The organism is Brucella pseudogrignonensis (assembly GCF_002252525.1).
Classification (GTDB): domain Bacteria; phylum Pseudomonadota; class Alphaproteobacteria; order Rhizobiales; family Rhizobiaceae; genus Brucella; species Brucella pseudogrignonensis.
The window spans coordinates 96,193-120,912 of sequence record NZ_NNRM01000018.1 but is presented as its reverse complement, the minus strand read 5'-3'; the positions used below and the strand labels follow the sequence as shown (position 1 = coordinate 120,912).

Genomic DNA, 24,720 nt, shown 5'->3' with positions numbered 1-24,720 from the left:
CTATTCTCCTCAAACCAACGGACGTGGATTGGAAAGATACTGCGTACGGATCGCGTGAGCAGTCCAGTAAGCCAGACCACCGAGCAGACCAGTCGGGTTATACTGCGTGTTCTGCACGAAGTTACCCGCACCCAGCATGAAGACGTTGTGCTTGTCCCACGCTTGCGAGAAGCGGTTGACCACACCTTCACGCGGATTGGCCGACATGGTGTGACCGCCCGTCGTATGCGTCGTCTGATAAGGACGAACGTCAAACTGTGCGCCTTCCTTTTTGAAGGATGACTGCATCAGGTCCGGGTTCATCGTCTTGGCCAATTCTTCCGCCTTGCCCTTCATGAACTGGGTCATCCGGATATCGTTCGGATTCCAGTTGAAGGTCATGCGCATCAGCGGACGGCCATGCGGGTCTTTATAGGTTGGATCAAGATCCAGATGGTTGGTCTTGTAGGCCATAACGGAACCGTGGGTTCCGATGTTCATCGAATGACCATACCACTCGGCAATTGCGCTCTTCCAACCTGCACCCCAACCAGGCGTGCCCGAAGGAAGCGTCATGCTGCGGATCGGTTGGCCGTTGGTCTGTCCCGAACGCCAATAAGCACCACCGATGAAGCCTTCACGACCAAAGTCGATCTGGTTTACACCGAAGTCATCGATGCACATGCCGTTAGCGCCTGTACCAATGAACGGGTTGAACTCTTCGTTCTTGAAGAAGAGTGTCACGCCGCCTGTCAGCTGATAGGCGTAGTTACGGCCAGTCACACCCTCGCCCGTTGCCGGATCGTAAGGCTTGCCGATGCCCGAAAGCAGTGCCAAATGCACGTTGTTGAGCTGGAACGAAGCCATGATGACGATGTCGGCCGGCTGGAAGACTTCTTCCTGCGTCTTGTCGTCAAAATAGGTAACGCCGGTTGCAGTCTTGCCGTCCGGTGCCATTTCGATACGCAGAACTTCAGATTCCGTACGGTATGAGAAGTTCGGCATACGCTTGAGCGCATCCAGAATGGTCGTCTGAGGCGATGACTTCGAATACTGGTAGCAGCCGAAACGCTCACAGAAGCCGCAATGGTTGCACGGCCCCATCTGCATGCCATATTCGTTCACATAGGCAGTCGATGCGATGCCGCCCGGCGACGGGAACGGGTGATAGCCCATGGCCTTTGCTGCATCGGCGAACTTGCGACCATCCCAGGTCGTGTGCATTGGAGGCATCGGATATTCGTTCGAGCGCCATCCTTCAAAAGGATTGCCGCCCTCAACGAGCTTACCCTTCAGATTGCCTGCCTTGCCGGATATACCTGCAACACGTTCGAAACGGTCGAAGAACGGTTCCATTTCGTCGTAGGTCACAGGGTAGTCGCCAAGAAGCATGTCTTCCGGGATGATCTGCTCACCCCAGTTTTCTAGAACATGCGAACGAAGACGCAGTTCTTCTGCCTGTGGGCGCCAGTTCAGGCCGTTCCAGTGCGTGCCGGCACCGCCGACACCGTTGCCCGGAAGGAACGAACCGAAGCTGCGGTAAGGCAGAGCAGTTTCACCCTCATTGCGGCGAACTGTAACTGTCTGCTGGCTTGCGCGCTGCATCATCTTGAGGCGCACGCCGTATTTCAGCTCATCGATCATGTTCGGATATTTGAAATCCGGAACGGTATTTTGGTCGTGACCGCGCTCAAGAGCGACGATTTCAAGACCTTCCTGCGCCAATTCCATAGCTAGAATCGCGCCTGTCCAGCCGAGGCCAACAATGACCACGTCTTTTTTCTTTTCCTGACGTGCCATTTTTAAGCCCTCTCGCCCTTGATCGAAACCGGGCCTAGTGGGTAGCGAACATTGTAACGCTCAACCCATTCCTTGTAGCTGCCGCGAGCACCGGGGAAACCGATATAGCTCCACGACTGCATACCGTGATTGCCGCCATACATCGGGTCGGCAAAATACCCTTCCTTGGTGTTCTGCAAAAGAATACCGAAGAACTCGCGCAGTTCTGGCTGCAAACCAACTTCACCCTTCTGAAGGGAAGTCAGCGCTGCGTCCTGTTGCTCGGCAGTCAGTGCCGAGAAGGCAGCGCCATATTTCTGCTCGCACCAGCCGTTGAATGCCGGGATAGCCTGACGATAGATCTGCGCGGGATTGAGCGGGGTCTGCCAACCGCGTGTCGGGTCTGCAGATGCGTCATGAGGGCCGACCATATACCAGTCGTCTGCACGACCGTAGTCGCCAGCGAGCTGAAGGTCGATGAATACAGGAACACGGGTTTCGATAGCGCCTGGGCCATCACCGTCAGAGGGGATCAACCTTGCCGTAGCGGCGAGGATGAAAGTCCATTCAAGATCATTAAAATATTGGCGTTCGTATTGTTCGAGAGCAACAGGGGGCGTCGACTGTTGCGCCTGAGCTGACACAGCCAGTCCTGAAAGCATCACGCTTGCTGCGGAGGCTTTCAAAAAGCTGCGCCGGCTCGGATAGCCGGGGAGGTCGGTCATTTGTCGTTTCCTGCCGATTAGGTGGGTAAGACTGTTAAATTTGTTTCGGGGGATTCCATATATATTATGGCATTATGAAACAAAGTGCCTCGTTATACAAACATTTGCCACAATTCAAATTTCGAGAATCCGGTTTGTTTATAGGGGTCGAGACCGACACCGCCATGAGTGGCAGTTTTGCACCTTAGAAAAATTATAAATTAAATAATGAATTCAAAGGGATGATTTATCTAAAATCACGCTAAAACTTGTTAAATAATTTCATATTTTCTCATGTGCACAAAACCGTGATCAGGCTCGAAATCCCCTCTTCCGAGCCATAACTAAGTCACGATTCTCTCGGCATTCGCGGCAAACTTGTCAGCAGTTTTCGCGTATAGGCATGTTGCGGATTGGCAAGAATTTCACGCGTATTACCCTGTTCAACGATCGTGCCCTTTTCAAGCACGATCAGTCTTTCACAAAGCAAAGCCACAAGTGCGATATCGTGCGAAACAACCACGAAAGTCGTGCGTTCAGACAATGTTCGCATGAGATCGATGATACGCGCACGCGTGGTAAGATCGAGCGCGCTCACCACTTCATCGGCTATAATGAGGTCAGGATTGGCGACAATCGCACGCGCAATCGCGATACGCTGACGCTGACCGCCGGAAAACTCATGCGGATAACGTGTTGCTGCATCTTCTGGCAGATCGACCGCAGCGAGTGCTTGGGCGACAGCCTGTGCTATGTCCGTATCGATTTTCAGCGAGCGCAGCGGTTCAGCTATGATGTTGAACACACGCTGGCGCGGATCGAGAGAGGAATAAGGATCCTGGAACACCGCCTGCACAGAACGGCGAAAGCTCCGCATGAAGTTGCGGTCTTTGATGTTGAGCTTCTGGCCGCGAAAATTCACACTGCCTGATGTTGCAACCTGCAACCCCAACAGCAGCTTGAGCATGGTTGTCTTGCCGGAGCCAGATTCACCCACAATGCCAAGATTGCTGCCGCTTTCAAGCGTGAGATCGATGCCATGCAGCACGGTTTTGCCGCCACTATAGGCGAAGGAAACGTCGGAAAGATCGATGAGGCTCATCGCGCCACCTCCAATGCAGCGTCGAAGGCTCGCGCAGCAGCAACCAGTCCCTTGGTATAGTCGTCAACGGGATTGGCAAAAAGCGTAGTTACTGGTCCCTGCTCAATCAAATTGCCGTGCCTGAGCACGAGCGCTCGCTCGGCAATGCTCGAGACGACCGGCAGATCGTGGCTAATGAACAAAAGCCCCATGCCTTCATCGCGAACGAGTTGCTCAAGAAGTTTAAGGATTTCTGCCTGCGTCGTCACATCGAGCGCGGTTGTCGGCTCGTCCGCGATCAGCAGTTTTGGCCGACAGGCAAGCGCCATGGCAATCGCAGCACGCTGGCGCTGGCCGCCCGAAATCTCATGCGGCCATGAGCGGGCAATGCGGGTCGGTTCCGGCAGGGAGACGCGATCGAGAAGCGCAATAACTTCGCGTTCGAGTTCCGCTTTGCCAAGCTTGCGGCCATCGCGCGACGCACGGCGCTGCACCACTTCGGCCACCTGTTTGCCAATGCGCATCAGCGGATTGAGCGCAGTCATCGGTTCCTGAAAGACGGCGGCGACGCTTCGTCCACGCAGCGGAACAAGCGCACGATCACGCGCCCCGATAATCTGATGGCCTTCAAGCGTGATAGAGCCGCTTGCTTTCATTCCGTCCGCAAGCAGTCCCATGACGGCCAATGCGGTCAGTGATTTGCCGGAGCCGGATTCACCGATCAGGCCGACGCGCTCGCCCTGCGCAACCGAGAAAGACACGCCAGAAACGAGAACGCGGCCAGCTGTTTCGATCTCCAGATTTTCAACGTTCAGCAATGGGCTCATCGTTGCCTCCTCCGCGTTGGATCGGCCACATCGCGCAAGCCATCTGCAAAAAGATTAAGCCCGATGACGAGCAAAACGAGTGCCAGACCCGGTGCGATTGCACCGAAGGGAGCCGTATAAACCGAAGCCTGCGCTTCCTGCAGCAATCGTCCCCAGGATGCGTTTGGTGGTGGCGCGCCAAGCCCAAGATAAGACAATGAAGCTTCGGCGATCACAGCAAGCCCGAACTGCAGCGCGAAATTGACAATCAGTGTCGGCCAGATGTTCGGCAGCACATGGATACGAACGACACCGAGCCACGAAGTACCGGAAATGCGCGATGCTGTAACATAATCCAACGCCAGTACGCGTTTGGCGAGAATGCGGGTCAATCGCGCGACAATAGCAGCACCAGCAATGCCGATTGCGAGAATAGCGGTCGAAAGGCTCGCACCATCGCTTGAAGCGACGATCAGCATGGCAAGCAACAACGTCGGAAAAGCGATCAGAATATCGAGCGTTGCAGCCAGCATATCGTCGAGTGTCTGCGTCGCAAAAGCAGCAAGAACGCCGATGGTAACGCCGATTACAGCGCTGATAGCGACGGCTCCGAGCCCGACAAAAAGCGCGATGCGTGAGCCGACCATGATCTGTGTCATCAGATCGCGACCGAGCCGGTCTGTGCCTGCCCAGTGCTCCCATGATGGCGCTGCCAACCGTCCACCAACCATGTCACCGACCCCATAAGGCGTCCAGAACAGGCTAAGCAGTGCAACAACGACATGAATGCCGACAAGAATACCGCCGACCACGAGCGGCCAAGGCAATCGGAAACGTTGCGAAGATGTGGTGATGCTGCTCATGCGCGGCCTCCCGCGGACCGGCTGCGCAATCGCGGATCGATCAAACGTTGCACCAGATCGGCAGCGAAGCCGACCAGAAGAACCAGCAAAGTAGAGACAAACAAAACGCCTTGCACATTCGGATAATCACGCTGCTCAATACCCAAAAGCAGCATGGAGCCGAGGCCGGGGAGCGAGAAAACGCGCTCTACCACCACAGCGCCGAGAAGCGTTGAAGCGAGTTCGATACCAAGGATCGAAATCACCGGAACCGCGCCATTGCGGATGCCATGACGGATCAGCGCTTGTGAGAACGTGGAGCCCAGCGCGCGTGCCGTACGCAGATAATCGCTGCCCAATACATCCTGTGTTGCCGAACGAACATAGCGGATAAGCGATGCCGACATGACAATGGCAATGGTGACGACAGGCAATGTCAGCGATTGAAATGCAGCGGGTGCTGATTGCCATCCACGCGATGGGAAACCACCCGACGGAAACATACGCAATTTCACCGCGAACACCCAGACCAGCAGAATGCCGATCCAGAAAACCGGCACCGCAATGCCCAATTGTGAGATCACTGAAATGATCGAGCCATACCAGCTTTTCTGGCGCACGACCGACAGGATGCCGAGTGGCACGGCGATGATGATCGCCAGCACGAAAGCCATGAGTGTCAGTGGCAGCGTCACGATCAGGCGTTTGCCGATTTCAGTCAAAACAGGTGCGCCGCTGACAAAGGAATTGCCGAGATCAAAGCGCACAAGTGAGCCGATGAACTGTGTGAATTGCTGATAAAGCGGGAGGTCGGAGCCGACCTGTTTACGCGCAGCTTCAATCTGCGCGGCGTCAGCACCAACCGAAACCAATGCATTTGCTGGATCACCCGGCAAAAGGCGCAGCAGCAAAAACAGAACGATAGCTGCAACGAATACCGACAGGATCAGAATAGCCGAACGGCGCAAAATATAGGCAAGAATGGCGAATACCTCTCGGGCATGAGGGGCAGCTTTTTACCCTCTTGAATATGCGATAACGCCGCCGGAAAATAATTCAGGCGGCGCTTCGTGTCGAGTATCAGTTCTCGATTATGGACAGCTGATTAGTTGTCTGTTTTCTCAATATCATAAGCAAAGAACTGTGAGTTCAGACCATTGACCGGATAGCCGCTGACTGACTTTTTTGAAACCACGATCTGCGGATAGAGGTAGAACCAGTTGCTGGCTGCATCTTCTGCAATGATCTTGTTGGCTTCGGTCAGCTTGGCCGTCTGTTCATCGGTGGTGGAGCTTGCTTCGGCTTCCTTGATAAGATCAACAACCTTCGGGTTATTATAGCCCCAATAGAAATCCGGATTGCCGTAGAATACGATATCGCGGTGGTTCACATGCTCCTGCAAGGTCGCCTGGAAATCATGCGCCTTATAGACCTTCGTGTACCATTCATTGGCCGTGATAATGTTGATGTTCACCTTCACGCCGATTTTGGCCAGTTCGCTCTGGATGAACTGTGCTGCAATCGGGTGCGGGTCATAGTTCGGCGTATCGATGGTGAAGCTGAAGCCATCCGGATAGCCCGCTTCCTTCAAGAGCTCCTTCGCGCTTTCAGGATTATAGGCATCGACCCCGGTCAGATCGACGTACCAAGGATCTGTTGGTGGAACGAACGAGCCGATCAATGTGCCATAGTCGCCCCAAACGGCGTTCAGCAACTTCTTGTCGTCGATGGCACGCGCCAGCGCCTTACGAACCTTTACATTGTCGAACGGTGCAACGCGGTCGTTATAAGCAAGAAGCAGCTTGGTCGTGGACTTGCCTTCACTGACGGTAAAATCAGGATTGTCCTTGAACTGAGCCAGCGAATCCGGGCTTTGAACCGAGGTGATGATGTCTACCGAGCCAGTCAGAAGCGCATTGTTGAGCGCGCTTGCATCGGTGAAATACTGGAAGACAACCTCTTCGTTTTTTGGCTTGGTGCCCCAGTAGTCGTTAAAGCGTTTGATGGCGAGCGATGAACCGCGGCGCCAGTCTTCCAGCGCGTAAGGTCCAGTACCATCTTCCTTCGATTGGAAATCGGTCGCTTCGTCATTCACAACCCAGACATAGCTGAGATTGTATGGCAGCGAGATCGAGCGGGACGAAAGCTTGACGACGACAGTTTCATCATCTGGCGTTTCGATGCCTGTAATGGTCTTGAGGCTGCTTTTGCGCGAGCTTTTGGATTCAGGCGCTGCAACACGCTCGATGGAGAACTTGACGTCCTTCGAGGTAAGCGGTGCACCCGAATGGAACTTGACGCCCGGCTGAAGCTTGAACGTGTAAGTCAAACCATCGTCGCTGACCGTGTAGTCCTTGGAAAGAACCGGCTCAACGGTGCCATTGTCGTCCAGGCGAAACAGCGCTTCATAGACGTTGCCGTTAAAGGCTTCATTGATGCCCTGACCTGCGCCTGCAGTGTTATCGAGGTTCTGCGGCTCGTAGAGCGACCCGATATTGATGGTGGCGTCCGGGTTGCCTTGCTGCGCATGAGCCTGAGCGAACGAGCCGAATGCCAGCGCAACGGTAAGTGCCGTCGTCAGACCCCAGTTGCTAAAATTCATTTTGCGATTACGAATGGTCAAACCGCTCATTTTATTCTCCTGCTTCGAGGTCGCCATAAGGCCCTCAGTTGATACAGGTTATACAGCGACCGTCAGAGCATCGATAAGCGGTGCAGCTGTGCTATACGGGGATTCTTTAGAAGATTATTCTATAATAAACAAAATTGGTAGATGATTTATCCTTCACCATAGGCTGATACTCATCAACAGCCAAAATTGAGTTATCAAGCCACTCGCTCTTATATAAACGACTACAAACCAAAGGCTGGCGATGCAAAATTTCAGCCTGTTGGTCCAGTCGCCGAAATTGCATCCTAAATCGCATTGAGAGAACATGATGAGCCAGATTGATCGCGCCAGAAGCCAGTCTCTTCTGAGAGCAGCAGGGCTTGATGCGCTTGCGCTGTTTCAGCCCGAAAACTTCCGCTATGCGACTAGTGTTGCAGCCGGTGTTGCGACGATGTGGGGTCGGGCGGGTTCGGCAATTGCGCTGGTGCCAGCCGATGAAAAGGCAAAACTCGGCGTCGTCATCAGCGATCATGCCTATGCTGCTGCCGCGCATCTTGGCGACAGAATCGATTTCCGCACCCACCGCATCTGGATTGATATGGTGACGGTAGAAAATGCCAGAACAATTGAAGACATCAATGTGGCATACAGGCAGGCAAACAATGTCGGTCCACGCGCCGAGACATTTGATCAGGATGCAGCTTTCAGGCTTTTAGGTGATCTGCTGGCAGAGCGTGGGCTTTCCAAAGCGCGTATCGGTGTTGATCTGGAGTTCATGCCAGCAGCTGATTTTGCAGCTCTCAAAAAAGCACTTCCATCGGTTGATTGGCAGGATGCTTCCATTCTCGTCAAGCGCTTGCGCCTTATCAAGAATGCCCGCGAAATCGAATATCTGCGAAATGCAGCCCATTATGCAGAAAGCGGGCTGGAAAATATGCTGAACACCGCCCGACGTGGTTCCAGCCTGAATGCGCTTTCAGCAGCCTGGCTTGATGGCGCCACACAGGAAGCCAACCGGAATGGTCAGGTCCTTTCCGGGCATTGGGCTTATATCTCGACCGGCCCTGATCTTCAGGACATGAAGGCCGAGCTCAAAGAAGGTGATCTTGTGAAAGCCGATGTCGGCACACTCATTAACGGTTATTCTTCAGATGGTGCGCGCACTTATGTCTGCGGCAAGCCCGATCCGCTTGCGAGCGAGATCTACAAGGTGCTGCAGGAAAGCTTTGCGGTGGGCGAAGCGCTGTTAAAGCCCGGTACGCGGTTCTGCGATGTCCATGCAGCAATGCTTGGCATCATGCGTAAGCGCGGTTTCAGCGAATATTATCGCGGCCACTTTGGCCATTCGGTGGGTGCGGCCGTTGGCATTGAAGAATGGCCGTTTATCTCAAGCAGCAACGAAATGCTGATTGAACCAAACATGGTGCTGGCGCTGGAAACACCGTTTTACGCCAATGGGCTCGGTGCGCTGATGATCGAAGAACAGTTTCTGATAACCGAAAGCGGTGCGCAAAGCATGAACAGGCTTTCGAGGGAGCTGCTATCCATCGGCTAGACAAAGCCGCTCGATGACAATTAGTCGTCGCCTGCGATGTTCCGCTCGCGGCGACGGCGCTTCCATGGCCATTCGCCGTCGATCTCCGCTTCCAGCGAAAAGCTAAGGAAGGTCCTGATCAAAACGATAAGGCCCAGCAAGCCAACGCTTTCCCATGTGAGCGGCGAAATGATGGTGGCGATAATGTCGGCACCGATCAGGATTTCGAGGCCCAGCAGAATGCCACGACCGAGATTTGCGCGGTAGCGGGTATAGGCATTCTCGCCCGACACAACGAGCACATCCTTGAGATAGATAAGCGTTGCAACGGCCACGCCGATAATGATGACGGAAACACCGAAAAACTCAAGCGCGGATGCCATTGGCTCCAGTATTGGCGCAATCAGACTTACAAATTCGCCGCGTTCCGCACCCGCATTCATCCTATCCATCCCCTGCCCGTTGACCCGCAATCAAAACCTATCGCGAAAAGCTTAAAAAGATGCGGCAAGTCTCCCCGCCGCATCTTTTATCATTTCAACATTCAAGCCTGAATGAAAGCCAGAAGATCAGCGTTCAGAACATCGGCATTGACCGTCAGCATACCGTGCGAGAAGCCCGGATAGGTCTTGAGCGTGCCGTTCTTGAGAAGCTTGATCGCCTTGAGTGCAGCATCCGCAATCGGCACGATCTGGTCGTCTTCGCCATGCAGAACCAGTGTTGGCACGCCGATAGCCTTGAGGTCTTCCGTCTGGTCGGTTTCAGAGAAAGCCTTGATGCCTTCATAATGTGCCTTTGCGCCGCCCATCATGCCCTGACGCCACCAATTCTGGATTACGCCTTCCTGCACATTCGCACCATCACGGTTGAAGCCATAGAATGGGCCAGCAGGAACATCGCGGAAGAACTGGGCGCGGTTTGCTGCCAGCGCCGAGCGGAAACCGTCAAACACTTCCATAGGCAGGCCTTCCGGGTTGGCTTCTGTCTTGAGCATCAGCGGAGGAACTGCGGAAACCAGAACCGCCTTAGCAACGCGACCTGCCGGTTCACCATGCTTGGCGACGTAGCGGGCGACTTCGCCACCGCCGGTCGAGTGGCCGATATGCACGACATTCTTGAGGTCGAGTGCTTCGACAACCGCAAAGGCGTCAGAAGCGTAATGGTCCATATCGTGACCTTCGGAAACCTGAGCCGAACGGCCGTGACCACGGCGGTCATGGGCGATAACGCGATAGCCTTTCGAAAGGAAGAACAACATCTGGGCATCCCAGTCGTCCGAGCTCAGTGGCCAGCCATGATGGAACATAATTGGCTGTGCATCCTTCGAGCCCCAATCCTTGTAAAAGATTTCGGTACCGTCTTTTGTGGTGATAAAGCCCATGGTGTTTTCTCCTTCGGATGAGATGTTGGTGGTGTTGGTCTGAGTTGTTTCTGCGATAGCCAAACCGGCTGGCAGTGAAATCGTTGCAGCAAGCGCTGCGCCTGTAAGCAGAATGTCGCGACGGTTGATGATTGTGGAAATGCTTTTCATTCTCTGTGTGCGGACGCTGTAGTAGGTTTTTACGTGCACCTTCTTCTCAAAACCGGTTTCCAATTTTGGGAGAGATGCTGCAGCGTCACCTTTCTGCCTGTTGCGTTGTTCGATGGGTGGATATTGCGCCATTGCATCACTGCAAACAATTGCAATAATTATTTCGATACTATTGTTTAAAATGTAATTATTGACGCATGGTTGGTCGTAATCCGTGCGCGCGGGCTACACAGACCAAAAACTTCAAGCGATTAGTCCTGGATTAGAATTTCGTAAGTGGAGCCATCACGCTGGCTCGAGATAACCCGGGCGCCGACTACGGCGCCCGAGTAATTTGAATCAACGCGCGGCCCAAACCGTGTGAAACGGCTTTCGGAACAAAATGCGCTTTAAACGGCCCAGCAGGCGCAGCCGAGTGCGCCGAAGAAGCCTTTGAGATCGCCAATTGGCAATTGTGAGCCCCAAGCTGCCGCATGATCATGACCATGAACGCCACAGCTGTTCGAGCAGCCACATGTGGAGATTGCAGTGCGGCGAAGACTGTTTTTGCCAGCACCTTCCGGCTCGCCCCATGCCGCATAGCCCCCAAATTTACGCACCGGCGACCAGTCAGGCATTGCAGGCGGAATTGGGTTTTCATCCAGATCCTTGAAGGCGTTTGCACCATAGACAACCTTGCCGCCAACCATGGTCAGATCAGACGTCAGGAATGAAATCTCGTCTTCGCTGCAATTGAAGAAGTCTTTGTCCGGCACCACCAGATCAGCGAACTGACCCTTTTCAATGCGGCCTTTCTTGCCTTCTTCATTGGAGAACCATGTGACCTTTTCCGTCCACATGCGCAGCGCCGTTTCACGATCAAGACAATTGCGGCGCGGATAAAGCTGCATACCGCCAACCGTCTTGCCGGTAATCATCCATGACAGCGAGACCCACGGATTATAGGATGCAACGCGCGTCGCATCCGTACCTGCCGAGACATGCACGCCTTTGGAGAGCATCTTGCCAATCGGTGGCGTCACTTCTGCGGCTGCATGACCATATTGCTCGACGAAATATTCGCCCTGATAGGCCATGCGGTGCTGCACGGCGATACCACCGCCAAGTGCTGCAATACGATCAATCGAGCGATCCGAGATGGTCTCGGCATGGTCGAAAAACCAGTTCAGGCCTTCAAGCGGAATGTCCTTATTGACCTTTTCAAACACATCAAGCGAACGGCTGATGGTTTCGTCATAAGTAGCGTGCATTCGCCATGGCCAGCGGTTTTCAGCCAGAATTCTAACGACATCTTCCAGCTCGTCTTCCATTTCCGGCCCCATATCCGGGCGCGGCTGACGGAAATCCTCAAAATCGGCGGCAGAAAACACAAGCGTTTCGCCTGCACCGTTATGGCGGAAATAATCGTTGCCTTGCTTGTATTTCACCGAAGCCGTCCAGTTGAGGAAGTCTTCCTTCTCTTCCTTCGGCTTCTGCGTGAAAAGATTATAGGCCAGACGCACAGTCATCTGACCTTCATCTGACAATTGCTGAATGACTTCATAGTCATCCGGATAATTCTGAAACCCGCCACCCGCATCGATAACGCCGGTCACGCCAAGACGGTTCAACTCACGCATGAAATGGCGGGTCGAATTGACCTGATATTCCAGTGGCAGCTTTGGACCTTTGGCGAGCGTCGAATAAAGAATGCCAGCATTGGGCTTGGCAAGCAGCAGGCCGGTCGGGTTGCCATTGGCATCACGCAGAATTTCACCACCCGGAGGGTTTGGCGTGTTCTTGTCATAGCCAACTGCACGAAGCGCTGCGCCATTGAGAAGTGCGCGATCATAAAGATGGAGCAAAAAGACCGGCGTATCGGGCGCAATCGCGTTGATTTCTTCAATGGTTGGAAGACGCTTTTCGGCAAACTGATGTTCGGTAAAGCCACCAACCACACGCACCCATTGCGGTGCGGGCGTTACCGCCACCTGCCGCTTGAGCATGTCCATGGCATCGGCCAGCGAGCGCACCCCATCCCAGCGCAGTTCCATATTGAAGTTGAGACCACCACGCACGACGTGGGTGTGGTTGTCGATAAGGCCCGGCAATGCACGACGACCTTTCAGATCGATCTTGCGGGTCGTAGAGCCTGCATGGCCAAGCACTTCTTCATCCGTGCCGACCGCGGTAAAAATGCCGTCCTTGATTGCAACAGCCGAAGCTGCGGGATTTGTGCGGTCAAGTGTCGTGAATTTACCGTTGTAGAGAATGATATCTGCGGTCATGAAATCGTACCTTCTGTGGCCTACGCTGAATTAATCGCAGGAATCGCTCAATGAAATTGCTTGGGCAGTCAGGCTTATCTTGAAAATCTAGAGCGTGTGGCATTTAACATTAGCCGCTGCGCTCGCTCTATCTTCTTATTTTAATGCATGTCGTTATCGGAAAACCGGTTCCCACTTTTCCGCGACATGCTTTACCCATTTCCGCACACGCTTGATAAGCAAATTACACATCACCGTTTTGCTTCGCACCCTTACGTTCTGCGACCGACTGCCCGGATGGCATATGGCCGAATACATGCGGTTTGACCTGATGTAGCCATGAAATAACCGCAGGTTCTTTAGCCATAATGGACTTTGCAAAAGGAATGATCTGCTCGCCAGCCAGAATGCCTAACAGTCCGATCAGCGCCACCATCGGTGGCGCGGGCGAACGAACATTGAGCAAGCTATAGATGACACCAACCAGAATGCCGGCAAAGAGCGATAAAACATAGATTTTCACAGGCACACCTCCAGTTGGCGATAGTTGATCAGTGACCTTCGGAGGCGTTGAACATGGTCTTGGCATAGATGATACCCAGACCATAAGAACCGCCGAACTTCTTGGCGATTCCTGTTGTCATCTCGTAAGTCTGCGTGCGCGCCCAGTCGCGCTGGAGTTCAAGGAGATATTGCAGCGATGTCATCGGCTGTACGCCTGCCTGCACCATGCGGTCCATGGCGCGATTATGAGCCTCATCGGAGACGTCGCCGCAGGCATCGGATATTACGTAGACTTCAAAGCCCTGATCAAGGGCCGACAATGCAGGACCGACAATGCAAACGCTCGTCCAGAGACCGCTGAGAACGATGCGCTTCTTGCCGATGCGGTTGATTTCATCGATGACGGATTCATCTTCCCACGTATTCATGGAGGTACGGTCGAACAGCACCTGACCGGGGAAGGCATCGGTGATTTCGTTGAACATCGGGCCGGAGAAGCTCTTTTCCGCAACCGTTGTCAGAATGGTCGAAACGCCAAAGCCTTTGGCGCCATTTGCGACCAGCGCCGCATTGTTGCGTAGGTTTACAGCATCGATATTCTTGGTTGCAAAGGACATCTGCGACTGAAAATCGATCATGATCAGCGTGTGATCAGACGGCGTCAGCAGTTTCGATCCCGGTGTAGCGGTTGCAGTCAGGGCCATATCTTTCCTCGGCATGAAGCGCATCCTCAAAAAGACGCGCGTTAAAGCTGTTGGTATTCAGGCGCCCATTATGGCTTGCCGAGCTGCTACCCTTCTTGTCATCCAGTCGCAAAAATTGGATGTTTTTATCGCGTGCTTTGTACAAAACTGCTATGGTCCACTTATACCCACCAGAGGAAACCTCACATGTCGCGACACACTTCGGCGAGCAATCAGTATATGGAATATATACGCCCGAAGGAGGATACGACGGTTTATTCAAGCGTGCTCAACCAGGGGATGGTGACGGCCACGCGGATTACACGCAGCGCACCGAATTTCGGCTTTGTCGATCAGCATGTCACTGAAGATGCCTTCATGCTCTCGGTACAGCTCAAGGATTATCACGGTGATCTCTGGGTGGACGGCAAGAAGGTGGATTTCCCTGCAAGCCATAAAGGCAACTTCACGCTCTATGATTATAACCGCATCTGGCAGGCAGATCTGAAGTCGGCCTTCGACTGCGTGAATTTCTATCTTCCGCGCAGCGCACTTGTTGCTCTGGAAGAAGATTTCGGTTCTCGAAAGGTGGAAAACTTCAATGTTCTGCCGGGTGCAGACATTGCCGACAATACCATTCGCGGCCTGACAGAAGCACTTTTGCCCGCATTGGAAAATCCCGCGCAAGCAAGCCGCCTGTTTGTCGATCATGTCGGGCTGGCGCTTGCCATGCACATGGCTGCGACTTATGGCACGGCCGAACTGCGCGCTCCGGCCCCGACCGGCGGGCTCGCGCCATGGCAGCTCAAGCGCGCAATGGCAATCATGGATTCAAAACTCGATGGCGATATCCCTATTGCCGTCATTGCCCAGTTCTGCGGATTATCTCCATCTTATTTTACCCGCGCCTTCAAGATCAGCACGGGAATGCCACCGCACAAATGGCTGCTCAAGCGCAAGGTAGAGAAAGCCACGAACCTGCTGCGCACGACGCGGATGAGCTTGAGTGAAATTGCTGTCGATTGCGGCTTTGTCGATCAAAGCCATTTTACCCGCGTCTTCTCAAAGGCCATTGGTGCTGCGCCCGGCCAGTGGCGCAAAAGCATTAATTCATAAGCTGAGACTTTACGCTTTGCGATAACGCCTGCGCCACATGCCAGGCGCTTCACCGACAATCTCGGAAAAGACCCGCGTGAAGTGGCTTTGGTCTGCAAAGCCACAGGCCAAAGCAATTTCGGCAATCGGTGTGCCCGCAATCAGCATGTCGCTCGCTTGCGCGATCCGATATTCAATCAGCCAGCGATAAGGCGTCTTGCCAAAGGTTTCCTTGAAAGCCCGCATGAAATGACTGCGCGACAGGCTGCAGGCATCGGCTACATCTGAAATGGAAAAATCGGCATTCAGATGTGCAGCGAGAAACTCGGTTGCCCGACGTTCCTGCTTCAGAGAAAGCGTGCCCTTGCGCTCATGGGGAAAATAAAGCCCGCCATAGGTTTGGGTGAGATGAACCATAATGGCGAGTTCGATCTGTTCAAGAAACACTGTACTCGCCAGGTCCGGGCGATCCAGAAAAGGCAGCAAGGCCCGCGCCAAACCGAGGACAACGTTGTCAGTCGCACAATGAACATTCTGCAGCGTCCTGAATTCAGGACGTCCGGCTTCCTCTGCAAAAGCACGAATATCAGCGAAAGGAATCCGGAACTCTATATCGTCAAAAGGAGAAAGCTGGTGCCTTTTCCACTCCCGGCGGAGTTCTGCAATTGCCAGCGAACCCTCGTTTCGCGCCCCTTCATAGACCAGACTTCCACCACACCAGAGCTTCTGCAGTCGAAGGTCTGTGAGCTGAGTGGTGATACTGAAGGCTTCCTCATTGGATAACACATCTTCAAGCGGCATCGCCTCGCCCGGAAAATGGCGGCGCATAACAGTCATCGCCGACATTTGCATCAGCGATTTGGTGATGCCGGGTGTTGCCTGCTCCGGGCGATCCATTGCGTCACTCTTATCTTGGCCCGAATGGCTTTCTTCAAAACTGGACACCATCAGTGATAAACCGACTTTCGCCACAGGCCGGGCGATACACCTGTGGTGTCGACAAACCTGCTTGCCAATGCGCTCTCGCTTGAAAAGCCGCAGCGGCTTGCAACCTGCTTGATTGTCAGCGAACGATCTTTCAGCAGAAGCTTCGCGTGTTCGAGTCTGATTGCCATTAACCAGGCCTCCGGCCCGATGCCTGTGCTGTTGCGAAAACGAATGCTGAATTCACCAACCGGCACACCGATGGAAGCTGCGATTTCGGTCACGGAAATGTCTTCGCCATAGTTTTCCGACATGAACTTCTTGGCGCCTGTTTCCTGCCAGATTGAAAGGCCGGTTTCTTCAGAGATCGCGGCAAGCTCCGGCTTTGCTCCCTCATGCAGAAGATGCGCGCAAAGTGCAGTCGCTATGTGCTGTAGCAATGCCGGATGAAATGTATTGGCATAATCAAATAGCGGCAGAAGGGCTGTTCCCAGATTGGCAATCACCTCATCCGCCTCACCGCGTCTGCATCGCAGATCCCTGGCTCCATCGGAAGCGGTCAGTGCCGAGGTTTCGGTAAACAATGTGCGTGGCAGCACGAAGGCCAATGCGTGCAGATTGCTATGAAGAACAATTGAAGCGCCCTGCTTGATGTCGATCAGGCAGACTGTGTTCTGCGGATAAAGCTTTGGCGCAAGGAAGCGCTCGCCATTCTCGACGTCACCGTGAACGGTATCCGCGAGATAAAGCATCATGAAATAGGCGTCACTGGCCGGGATATCGATCTTCGGCATTTCATCGCGGCCAAGCTTTCTATGCAACTTCGTTACATTGAACTGCGCCGCTTTTAAAGGAACCGTCGTTAGAGCCGGAGCGTCAGGAACACCAAAACGTGAACCGATACAATCATTGTCAAAATGCGATTTCAAAACTCCCCCCAGCCGATACCGCCATTCACCTAAACTTGTTTGGTTGTTGGAGTTCACATTCGGAACCAACGTAGAATTGCCAACATTCCTACCTGAAAGCCCACTTCAAGTCCTGAACAAATAGCACGCAGGAACATGGTTTTATTGTAAATTCCTGACCTTTACAGGCGTTGAGCGCCTCATCAAGACATACCTTATTCTGCCATTTTCCTGCCTCAACACTGTTCACATATACTTGAATAAACCGTGTTGTCTTGGACATTTTGCCCGTTTCAAGGGTTTATTGTCTACTCTTTGAGATACAATCTGTGAACCAAACGGTAGCTAGGCGCAGCCGATTGAAAGGCCTATCTCTTGGTCATCGAAACGACGAACACAACGTCGCTTCACAAAACCAAGGAGATAGAAAATGAAAAAGTTTGCTCTTGCTGCCGTAGCCGTTGCCCTTAGCGCCGGTGCTGCTTTCGCTGAAAATCCAAATGTTGGCACCCCTGCCGATCTTTATGCAAATGACCGCACACCAGTTGCAGCCCAGCAGGTCGATCACACTGCAACCGCTTCGATTGGTCAGTCTTCGTTCCAGGACGGTTCGGCTCATCGCTTCGGTGATGCATCGCCTTCGAGCTTCCAGAACTAAGCCCAGCTTACCAAACCGCGTTTCAATCTGACTACATCAGATCAACGCATACGAGTTATCTCCCCGGTGGATGGCATTGGTGCCACCCCGGTGCCCCGGAAGCACTGATGCCATCCAAAGGGCGATGAAGAAGGAATAGAAAAATGAAAAAGTTTGCTCTTGCTGCCGTAGCCGTTGCTCTTAGCGCCGGTGCAGCTTTCGCTGAAAACCCACATGTTGGTGAACCTGCCGATCTTTATGCAAATGACCGCACGCCAGTTGCAACACAGCAGGTTGATAACACTGCAACCGCTTCTATCGGTCAGACGACCACATATCAGGACGGCTCTGCTCATCGCTTTGGCGACGCATCGCCTTCAAGCTATCAGAACTAATATCGGCGCAAGCCGGTAGAATACAAAAAGGCGAAGCCCTCAGGCTCCGCCTTTTGTTGTTTCTGACACATGCTATTAGACGTCAGATCATCCGGGTAACAATTGCCTTGATCTCGCGCTCAAAGAAATCTGAGAAAGCCGCAATACGCGGCGGCAACTTCTGGAATGGCGGATAATAAAGCGTAAGCCAAAGTTGCGGCGGCGACCATTCCGGCAGGATATGCACGAGACGCCCCGTGCGCAAATGTTCAGCCACGATGAACACAGGCAGCATGGCGACCCCCGCCCCATCCGCTGCCATATTGGCCAGAACTTCACCATTATTGGCACTGATCATACGCCCGGCAGAAACATTGACCGTCGAACTTCCATCCGACAAAGCCCAGTTTTCACGGCGACTTTCCGAGCTGTAGCCCAGACATCCATCTGATGTCAGCTCGCCCGGATGCGCAACATCTATAAATGGCGTACCGGGTGCAGCCACCAGAATGCGTTTGATTTCAATGATCTTGCGCCAGATCGTGAATTTATCCGACGGCGCACCGGAAATGCGGATCGCAAGATCGAAATCCTGCTCGACGATATCGAGCATCTGGTCGGTCAGCGATAATTCAATCTCGATCTTTGGATAAACATCCCGAAAAGCAGAGAGTATTTGCGGAAGGACCTGTTGGCCGAGTGACATCGGCGCATTGATCCGCAAACGCCCTTGATCAGCCTTATGAACATTCATGAGTTCAAGTCGCGCCGTCTCCAGCGCGTTGACTGCTGGTTCGATACGCGCTGCAAAAACAGCCCCATCCGTCGTGAGCGAAACCTGTCGGGTCGTTCGCACGAAGAGCTGAACGCCAAGCTCTTCTTCTAACGCTGCGATGGTTCGCGTTACAGAGGCGGGCGTCATATCCAGCTCTCGCGCAACCTGCGCGAAATTGCGCTTCTCCGCTGCCAGCAGAAACGTCTTGAGGGCTTTGAGCTCGTTCATTCGTTCATTACCGTTGATGCAATATAAGTACGACAATTGCATCAACAGAGATCAACAATCAACCCGCAGAAATTACTTGCTCACTGGCAAGCCATTTCCTGTCCATGCTTCCAGTCCGCCACGATACCAGAACGTCGTCCAGCCGAGTGTGGCAGAGCGCAATGCGGCATTATAGGACGAACGGTCGTTCATACCTTTGCCGAAAAATACCACGCCAACACTTCTGTCTCCGCCAGCTTTTTCGTTCAGCCATTCGTCGAGCGCTTCCTGCAGACTATCTGTAACGCTTCCATCGCGCCCGGCATCCGGCAAAGAAAAAGCATTCTGCATGGTTTCCTGCAGACCGCTGGTATCAACGAACAGGGTTTTGCGGCCATTCGCGATGATCTTGGCAACCTCAACAGTTGTGATTATCGTAGCCCTGGCATGTTTGTTGGGTGTTGGCCCGGTATAAGGCGACTGAAAGAGAACCATGCTCGCCGCAACGCCGTCATCGCGCAATTCATCAACGACTGCACCTGCCGCGCCACCAGAAGCCGGCGCAGAAGCATTAGTTGGTTGCTGGCCTGCAGAATCTGCTGGAGCACTTCCCATTTCAACATCGGAAATCATGACCGCCAGATGTTCGAACAGATCGTAGCACATGGTGATCGATCCTTCTTTCGGATCATACCATGCGTTGAGCTGGTCACAGTCGCGGAACGTGACTGTTAAGGGTCGCGGCAGCACATAAGTCTGGGACAAGTTATCGAAATAGCCTGTCAAAGCGCTTGAAAGTTTACTGGCATAGAAATCGCCAACTCTACGTGAGGATGGCTGAAAGACCGTCTTGATCATTGCACCGGCCGCATTGGCAGGTTGTTCGCCTTCCGGGTGCCATTCGCCAGAACGTGTGTGAGGGGCAAGAATTTTACGCCATGCACGATTTTGCTTGTTGAATTCGTCGGAGCAGCGAAAACGTGTGCGCTCATCCAGTTTTACGCCGTCGGCAATCGAGCTGAAAACCTTCGGATTGCCGCCATACATGATGCAAAGCATATTACGAAAGCGCTTGAGATCGGCTGTATGCTCGTCCTGCCACGGAGAAGGTGAGCTGCCCTTCATCTCATTGATTTTGCCACTATAATACCACTGCAGCGCTGCATAGCTCGCGCTTCCGATAGCCATATCGTCGATTTCTTTGTCACCGGACGGATACATTGTCGGTTCGACAATCTGCAAAGCAGAATAAATATCGACAGCATCTTCTTCGGGGCCAGTCGATGGCAGCTGCAATTCTCCAATCAGCGCATGTCCGAATTCATGCGCAAAAATGCTGCGCACCAATCCGTAATAAACTGCAGCAATGCGGCCGCTGTCGCCGCCAAACTCCGGCAGCGGACCTGAGGGGGCACCAGAGCCTGCTACGGGCTGAGGAGCGTTGCCGCCATTTTGGGGCGCAGTTTGCGCGCCGGTATCAGCAGTCTGCGGCGCTCCACCGGTTTGTTGGCTTGGGGTGACCGGCTGGGTAGGCACATTCTGGCCATCCGATGTGATATTGAAATCGGTAATCGCAAATACGCCGGTGTCATAGGCCATGATGCCGATCTGCGCGCCAAGCGCTGCCGAACCCTGAACGTCGCCAATCATTCTTCCGTTGAGAAGAAACCGCGTTACACCGGGCACATCGACCATTTCGATGACATCCGTGCCGTCAAGTTTGGCTGCATTCGGGATGGTAGCAATGTCCTGGCGCTTGCCGTTCTCCATGCAGAAGAGCTTGGCACTCTTATCGGCAATCACCTCCATCAGGCAAATGGCGCTATTCGCAGGATTTGTCGCAATTAGCCCCAGCGAAGCACCTGGCTTGGAAGAATTGATTGCAATCCTAACGCTGGTAGCACGACCTTCGGCAGGTGCTGGCCCGGCTTGAACCACCAATGTCTGCTCGGTTCCGCCTGCCTGCTGGTTGTTGAGGACAAACCAACCGTCTTGTTTGGTTCCGGTCCATCCCTGAATGATTTGTGAAGACCCTGCCGAGGCGAGTGGGCCGAGTTCCCTCTCAAATTCGGCATGGGCTGGAAGATTGGACGCGATGAAACTCGCGATAAGAACCGCACCCAACAGACGCATTCGAAAGTCCCCATTCCGCTGAGCATAATTCCTTAAACCTGGATCAGTTTAAGGTAAAATCATGCTCTGATTTTAAAGTGTTAGAGCGACCTTTGGACACCCATCAAGACGCCCGGCGCTCTAATATCATCAATATGGAGCGGTTCTCATTTCGGATCATAAAGCATCCGACCGTCCAAAAACTCTGATCTGCCATTCAACTTATTTATTGCAATACGATTCAACAGATTGATGTCAATCAGTAATCGCTCAATAGTCAAAGCAGATAGTGGATTATTTCCCAACAAATTGGCGTTTGGTCTACAGATATGCAGATCGTGACTTGCCTAAACTACCCGCGCTGCAACTCTTTTCGTCCGCGCTGGATCATAATCCAGCCAATAACGGCCAACAGTCCCCCGCCGATCGACATTGGCAGCACGAGGATCAACAGCCAGAAGAAAAATGCTGTGGCTTCACCATTATCCTCAAGCGACCCAAAATCCGACCCCGGTACGAAGAGCGTAGCAAGCAGGCCAAGCAGGATAACAGCGCCAAGAACGAGGCAACCCCATCCAATTTGCAGCTTGCTACTTGCCAGCCGCGACAACAGGATTGTGGAGATCACCACTACAACAAACTGAACGACCAGCTGGATGATAATTACACTATCGAGACCATCTGGATTGACCGTCCGTTCAGGGGAAAGCATCATTACCAGAGGGGCCATGAGGCCAAATCCGAAGCGCGCTATCAGAACACCAAATACGAAACTAATAAGCCATTTGGTCCATGCTGGATTCATCAGATATCTTTCTTAACAGCCCGCCCCGGCACCAGGTGCCTCATCTGCGCCGACACTAGACGGAAGATCGAAGCGCGGTCAATTGAGTATTGTCCACAGCGTAACACATTGACTCATCTGTGGAGGTTTGCCATGCGGTAGAGATTGACCGCATTCGGGGATCTCTCATGAAGATATGCTTTGCAATGACTTTGGCCGCACTAATACCGCTGCCAGCTGCAGCAAACTGTATTCCTCCGTGGCAGACCCAATTTGCGTGCAATATTCCAGAGCGAAATGCGCGTGCAGAGTTTTGCCACCTTGCCGATCCGAAGGCCAATCCGGACAAGAAGGAGGCCTACTACACCTACGCGGCAGGCACAGAAAAAGCCGAGCTCTATTTTGAAACCGACAGCACCTGGTTTTCGACCAAAGACACCAATATCAATCATCCGACCGATCTGACCATGGCACTAGGCTATGCTCGCGGCGACTATGTTTATGCTTTCGTTGTCACGCAAGACAAAGACGATTCAAGCGTCATCAAGAGCGGCGAAATACGCGTCTATCCTTCGACTGATGCCTTCACCAACGAGACCAAAGACACCGAAGTTGCCAAGCTTTATTGCGAGCCGTCGTCAATCCTCGCCGATAGCGACAGCATCAGACCCTGAGCATGAAAGTTCGCAAAATGAATAAAGTCCTGCGCTCACTGATCCTGACGTCATCATTTACTGCAGCCATTCTATGCAGTTCAATCGCCAGCGGAATTGCTGGTCCGGCCGCTGGTGCAGTCGAAGCCGCTCCGCAAGTGCAGTCGCAGGAACAGCCTGCACCAGAAACCGATACGTTCGGGCGCTCGCAATTTGTCCTCTCAGCTAATCCAATCATCCCGCCCCGTGATTACGGAAAAGGGCTAGCGCTGCCCAAGGCTGGCGACTACAGCCCGGACGAGAGTGGGACGATCTACGATATTGCTTTCCTCGGCATTGAAAATGGCGAAATGCAGTTTGAAGTCCGCGGCTATTCAATCGCAGATTTGAACTACCCAGCCTCAGGGCAGACCTTCTCTTTTCCGAAAGATCAGAAGACCGTCGAAATACGTGATATTATTATTGAAATTGAAGAAGTTACTGAAGGTAGTCTGACTTACAGGATCAACTATCGGAAGTGATCCAGATCAGGCCGTGAGCTGTGCCCATTCAGGCGCAGTTCCGTCATCTTCAAGGCCGCCGTTGCGAGCAAACTGCTCAAGCGTCATGGCATCGAGAACGCCGACAATTGCTTCGCGAACAAGCAGCATTGATCGGCGAACCTGACAAGCCTTGTGATCTTCACAGTCTTCGCAAGGTTCATAAGCTGTTCGGCTGGCGCAACGAATAGGTGCGAGTGGACCATCCAGAACGCGGATCGCCTGCCCGATATTAATTTCACTGGCAGGTTTTGCGAGACTATAGCCACCGCCCGGCCCCTTCTTCGACCGCAAAATGCCGTCGTTACGCAGCTCCAGCAGGATCGCGTCGAGAAACTTCTTCGAAATATTGTTTTTGGCGGCAATCTCGGCAACGAATGCGCTCTCGCCGGGAGCAAGCAAGGCAAGGTGAGCCAATGCTTTGAGGCCGTATTTCCCCTTTTTTGTGAGCATGGAACCTCCGCCGATCCGATGAATGCTGCTTTTGCACTAAATCGAGCGGATTAATAGTCTATCGTTACAGACCAAATGTCACATTCGGAAGGGATACGCGTTCGGGCTCACGCGTCTTGACGGCCAAACCGCTCATGCGGATGCTTTGGCGTTGACCTCATAGAGTGTCGCAATCTCAGCTGCCACCAGTTCCTGAAGCTTCCACAAATTGCGATCGCGAATGCCTTTTTCTTCCAGATGTTTGACCGTCAGATAAAGATATTCCGCGCAGGAACCAATATGCCCACATGCTCGCGCCAAAGTGCTTGCTACACATTCCAGCGGCAAGCCGTTCAAAACGCGGTCGCCGCGTGGCCCAGCCCAGAACGTCAAAGCACGCACAGGCCCGTCCGGTGTATCAACGGATACCCAGCGGATACTGGAAGCATCACTTATAGAGCTGATCTCGCGGCGGATCATGCGCTGAATCTGGCCAAGCCGATCCTCTTCAGACAACCGAAACACGATACCGTTGCAGCTGCCGCCGCGTCGCAACGCGAGCATCAACCCAGGCTGGCTTTGCGTGCCACGCCAGCGGGTAAGTCGTAGGCAGAACGAACGATGCCATCCCTTCACGCCGCCGTAACGCCAATCAACGGCATTAAAATCAGGTTTCCAGATAAGAGAGCCATAAGCGAACACCCACAGAGGCGTGTCGCCGCTTTCATGATAAAGCTTTTCAGAAAGTGCCTGCACGTCCAGATCAGTTATCGGAACCCTGTTTGGCTCCGGCCCTCGATCCACTTCTGCCCGAATGCTCAGCGAGACCAACTCCTCAGTCAGCGTCATTCTGGATGCAAAATCAGTCACTACACTTCTTCCTGCTTACCAAATTTTTGCTCATTACGGCGGTTCCAGTTAAGAATGAATCGTTAGAACCGCTGTAACTGTTTGTTTTTATGCATTATCCGACGCAGAAC

General features: G+C 53.2%; 25 protein-coding genes. 6 read left to right on the top strand and 19 right to left on the bottom strand.

Annotated elements, in window-relative coordinates; all coding sequences use genetic code 11:
* Window positions 1-9 precede the first annotated feature (9 nt).
* From CEV34_RS10990 to CEV34_RS10960, 7 genes are all read right to left on the bottom strand, one after another.
* Window positions 10-1,779: a GMC family oxidoreductase gene (locus CEV34_RS10990; RefSeq protein ID WP_007879081.1), complete on the bottom strand. Its 1,770-nt coding sequence runs from the start codon at window positions 1,777-1,779 to the stop codon at window positions 10-12.
* Between the two features lie 2 nt (window positions 1,780-1,781).
* Complete coding sequence (locus CEV34_RS10985) at window positions 1,782-2,483, bottom strand: gluconate 2-dehydrogenase subunit 3 family protein (RefSeq protein WP_007879080.1); 702 nt, start codon at window positions 2,481-2,483, stop codon at window positions 1,782-1,784.
* A gap of 328 nt (window positions 2,484-2,811) precedes the next feature.
* Window positions 2,812-3,564, bottom strand: coding sequence for an ABC transporter ATP-binding protein (locus CEV34_RS10980; protein WP_007879074.1), 753 nt, complete (start codon window positions 3,562-3,564; stop codon window positions 2,812-2,814).
* Window positions 3,561-4,370 (bottom strand): ATP-binding cassette domain-containing protein, encoded by an 810-nt coding sequence (locus tag CEV34_RS10975; protein WP_007879073.1) that lies wholly within the window; start codon window positions 4,368-4,370, stop codon window positions 3,561-3,563. The genes CEV34_RS10980 and CEV34_RS10975 overlap by 4 nt, the downstream gene beginning before the upstream one ends.
* Window positions 4,367-5,212: an ABC transporter permease gene (locus tag CEV34_RS10970; RefSeq protein WP_094543631.1), complete on the bottom strand. Its 846-nt coding sequence runs from the start codon at window positions 5,210-5,212 to the stop codon at window positions 4,367-4,369. Before CEV34_RS10970 ends, CEV34_RS10975 begins: the two co-directional genes overlap by 4 nt.
* Window positions 5,209-6,159 (bottom strand): ABC transporter permease, encoded by a 951-nt coding sequence (locus CEV34_RS10965; protein ID WP_007879071.1) that lies wholly within the window; start codon window positions 6,157-6,159, stop codon window positions 5,209-5,211. The genes CEV34_RS10970 and CEV34_RS10965 overlap by 4 nt, the downstream gene beginning before the upstream one ends.
* 137 nt (window positions 6,160-6,296) lie before the next feature.
* Window positions 6,297-7,823: an ABC transporter substrate-binding protein gene (locus CEV34_RS10960; RefSeq protein WP_007879070.1), complete on the bottom strand. Its 1,527-nt coding sequence runs from the start codon at window positions 7,821-7,823 to the stop codon at window positions 6,297-6,299.
* Window positions 7,824-8,130: 307 nt separating this feature from the next.
* Between CEV34_RS10960 and CEV34_RS10955 the strand changes: the two genes are divergently transcribed.
* Window positions 8,131-9,357: a M24 family metallopeptidase gene (locus tag CEV34_RS10955; RefSeq protein ID WP_007879061.1), complete on the top strand. Its 1,227-nt coding sequence runs from the start codon at window positions 8,131-8,133 to the stop codon at window positions 9,355-9,357.
* 20 nt (window positions 9,358-9,377) lie between these two features.
* Here the strand turns inward: CEV34_RS10955 and CEV34_RS10950 are convergent, their stop codons facing one another.
* From CEV34_RS10950 to CEV34_RS10930, 5 genes are all read right to left on the bottom strand, one after another.
* Window positions 9,378-9,779 carry a DUF1622 domain-containing protein gene (locus CEV34_RS10950; RefSeq protein ID WP_094543630.1) on the bottom strand — a complete coding sequence of 134 codons (402 nt, stop codon included), beginning with the start codon at window positions 9,777-9,779 and terminating at the stop codon, window positions 9,378-9,380.
* A 101-nt stretch (window positions 9,780-9,880) separates the two neighbouring features.
* Entirely contained in the window at window positions 9,881-10,717 is an 837-nt protein-coding gene (locus tag CEV34_RS10945; RefSeq protein WP_007879059.1) for an alpha/beta fold hydrolase, read from the bottom strand.
* 539 nt (window positions 10,718-11,256) lie between these two features.
* On the bottom strand, window positions 11,257-13,134 hold the full coding sequence (locus CEV34_RS10940; RefSeq protein ID WP_094543629.1) for an amidohydrolase: 1,878 nt from the start codon (window positions 13,132-13,134) through the stop codon (window positions 11,257-11,259).
* Window positions 13,135-13,357: 223 nt separating this feature from the next.
* A complete protein-coding gene (locus CEV34_RS10935; protein WP_007879055.1) occupies window positions 13,358-13,636 on the bottom strand; it encodes a XapX domain-containing protein in 279 nt (92 codons plus the stop codon).
* A 28-nt stretch (window positions 13,637-13,664) separates the two neighbouring features.
* Entirely contained in the window at window positions 13,665-14,315 is a 651-nt protein-coding gene (locus CEV34_RS10930) for a hydrolase (RefSeq protein WP_200860682.1), read from the bottom strand.
* A gap of 192 nt (window positions 14,316-14,507) precedes the next feature.
* Between CEV34_RS10930 and CEV34_RS10925 the strand changes: the two genes are divergently transcribed.
* Window positions 14,508-15,416: a helix-turn-helix domain-containing protein gene (locus CEV34_RS10925; protein ID WP_007879052.1), complete on the top strand. Its 909-nt coding sequence runs from the start codon at window positions 14,508-14,510 to the stop codon at window positions 15,414-15,416.
* A gap of 9 nt (window positions 15,417-15,425) precedes the next feature.
* Here CEV34_RS10925 and CEV34_RS10920 read toward each other — a convergent pair whose 3' ends face one another.
* Both CEV34_RS10920 and CEV34_RS10915 read right to left on the bottom strand, forming a co-directional pair.
* On the bottom strand, window positions 15,426-16,292 hold the full coding sequence (locus CEV34_RS10920) for an AraC family transcriptional regulator (protein WP_235819031.1): 867 nt from the start codon (window positions 16,290-16,292) through the stop codon (window positions 15,426-15,428).
* Window positions 16,293-16,342: 50 nt separating this feature from the next.
* Window positions 16,343-17,248, bottom strand: a complete 906-nt coding sequence (locus CEV34_RS10915; RefSeq protein WP_007879050.1) for an AraC family transcriptional regulator — start codon at window positions 17,246-17,248, stop codon at window positions 16,343-16,345.
* A gap of 409 nt (window positions 17,249-17,657) precedes the next feature.
* Between CEV34_RS10915 and CEV34_RS10910 the strand changes: the two genes are divergently transcribed.
* Window positions 17,658-17,885, top strand: a complete 228-nt coding sequence (locus tag CEV34_RS10910) for a hypothetical protein (protein ID WP_007873677.1) — start codon at window positions 17,658-17,660, stop codon at window positions 17,883-17,885.
* A 143-nt stretch (window positions 17,886-18,028) separates the two neighbouring features.
* On the top strand, window positions 18,029-18,259 hold the full coding sequence (locus CEV34_RS10905; protein ID WP_064320232.1) for a hypothetical protein: 231 nt from the start codon (window positions 18,029-18,031) through the stop codon (window positions 18,257-18,259).
* Window positions 18,260-18,341: 82 nt separating this feature from the next.
* Here CEV34_RS10905 and CEV34_RS10900 read toward each other — a convergent pair whose 3' ends face one another.
* The 3 genes from CEV34_RS10900 to CEV34_RS10890 all read right to left on the bottom strand — a co-directional run bounded on the left by CEV34_RS10900 (window position 18,342) and on the right by CEV34_RS10890 (window position 22,137).
* A complete protein-coding gene (locus CEV34_RS10900) occupies window positions 18,342-19,241 on the bottom strand; it encodes a LysR family transcriptional regulator (protein ID WP_007879049.1) in 900 nt (299 codons plus the stop codon).
* A gap of 72 nt (window positions 19,242-19,313) precedes the next feature.
* The gene (locus CEV34_RS10895; protein ID WP_007879048.1) at window positions 19,314-21,353 is read right to left on the bottom strand and encodes a DUF4344 domain-containing metallopeptidase; all 2,040 of its coding nucleotides are present in this window, start codon (window positions 21,351-21,353) and stop codon (window positions 19,314-19,316) included.
* 331 nt (window positions 21,354-21,684) lie between these two features.
* Window positions 21,685-22,137: a hypothetical protein gene (locus tag CEV34_RS10890; RefSeq protein WP_007879045.1), complete on the bottom strand. Its 453-nt coding sequence runs from the start codon at window positions 22,135-22,137 to the stop codon at window positions 21,685-21,687.
* 167 nt (window positions 22,138-22,304) lie between these two features.
* On the opposite strand from CEV34_RS10890, the gene CEV34_RS10885 reads away from it, so the two are divergent.
* Window positions 22,305-22,790 carry a hypothetical protein gene (locus CEV34_RS10885; RefSeq protein ID WP_007879044.1) on the top strand — a complete coding sequence of 162 codons (486 nt, stop codon included), beginning with the start codon at window positions 22,305-22,307 and terminating at the stop codon, window positions 22,788-22,790.
* Between the two features lie 17 nt (window positions 22,791-22,807).
* Entirely contained in the window at window positions 22,808-23,290 is a 483-nt protein-coding gene (locus CEV34_RS10880) for a hypothetical protein (protein ID WP_007879038.1), read from the top strand.
* Window positions 23,291-23,296: 6 nt separating this feature from the next.
* Here CEV34_RS10880 and CEV34_RS10875 read toward each other — a convergent pair whose 3' ends face one another.
* Window positions 23,297-23,761, bottom strand: a complete 465-nt coding sequence (locus tag CEV34_RS10875; protein ID WP_007879036.1) for an RrF2 family transcriptional regulator — start codon at window positions 23,759-23,761, stop codon at window positions 23,297-23,299.
* Window positions 23,762-23,893: 132 nt separating this feature from the next.
* On the bottom strand, window positions 23,894-24,589 hold the full coding sequence (locus tag CEV34_RS10870) for a gamma-glutamylcyclotransferase (RefSeq protein ID WP_039860756.1): 696 nt from the start codon (window positions 24,587-24,589) through the stop codon (window positions 23,894-23,896).
* Between the last annotated feature and the right edge of the window lie 131 nt (window positions 24,590-24,720).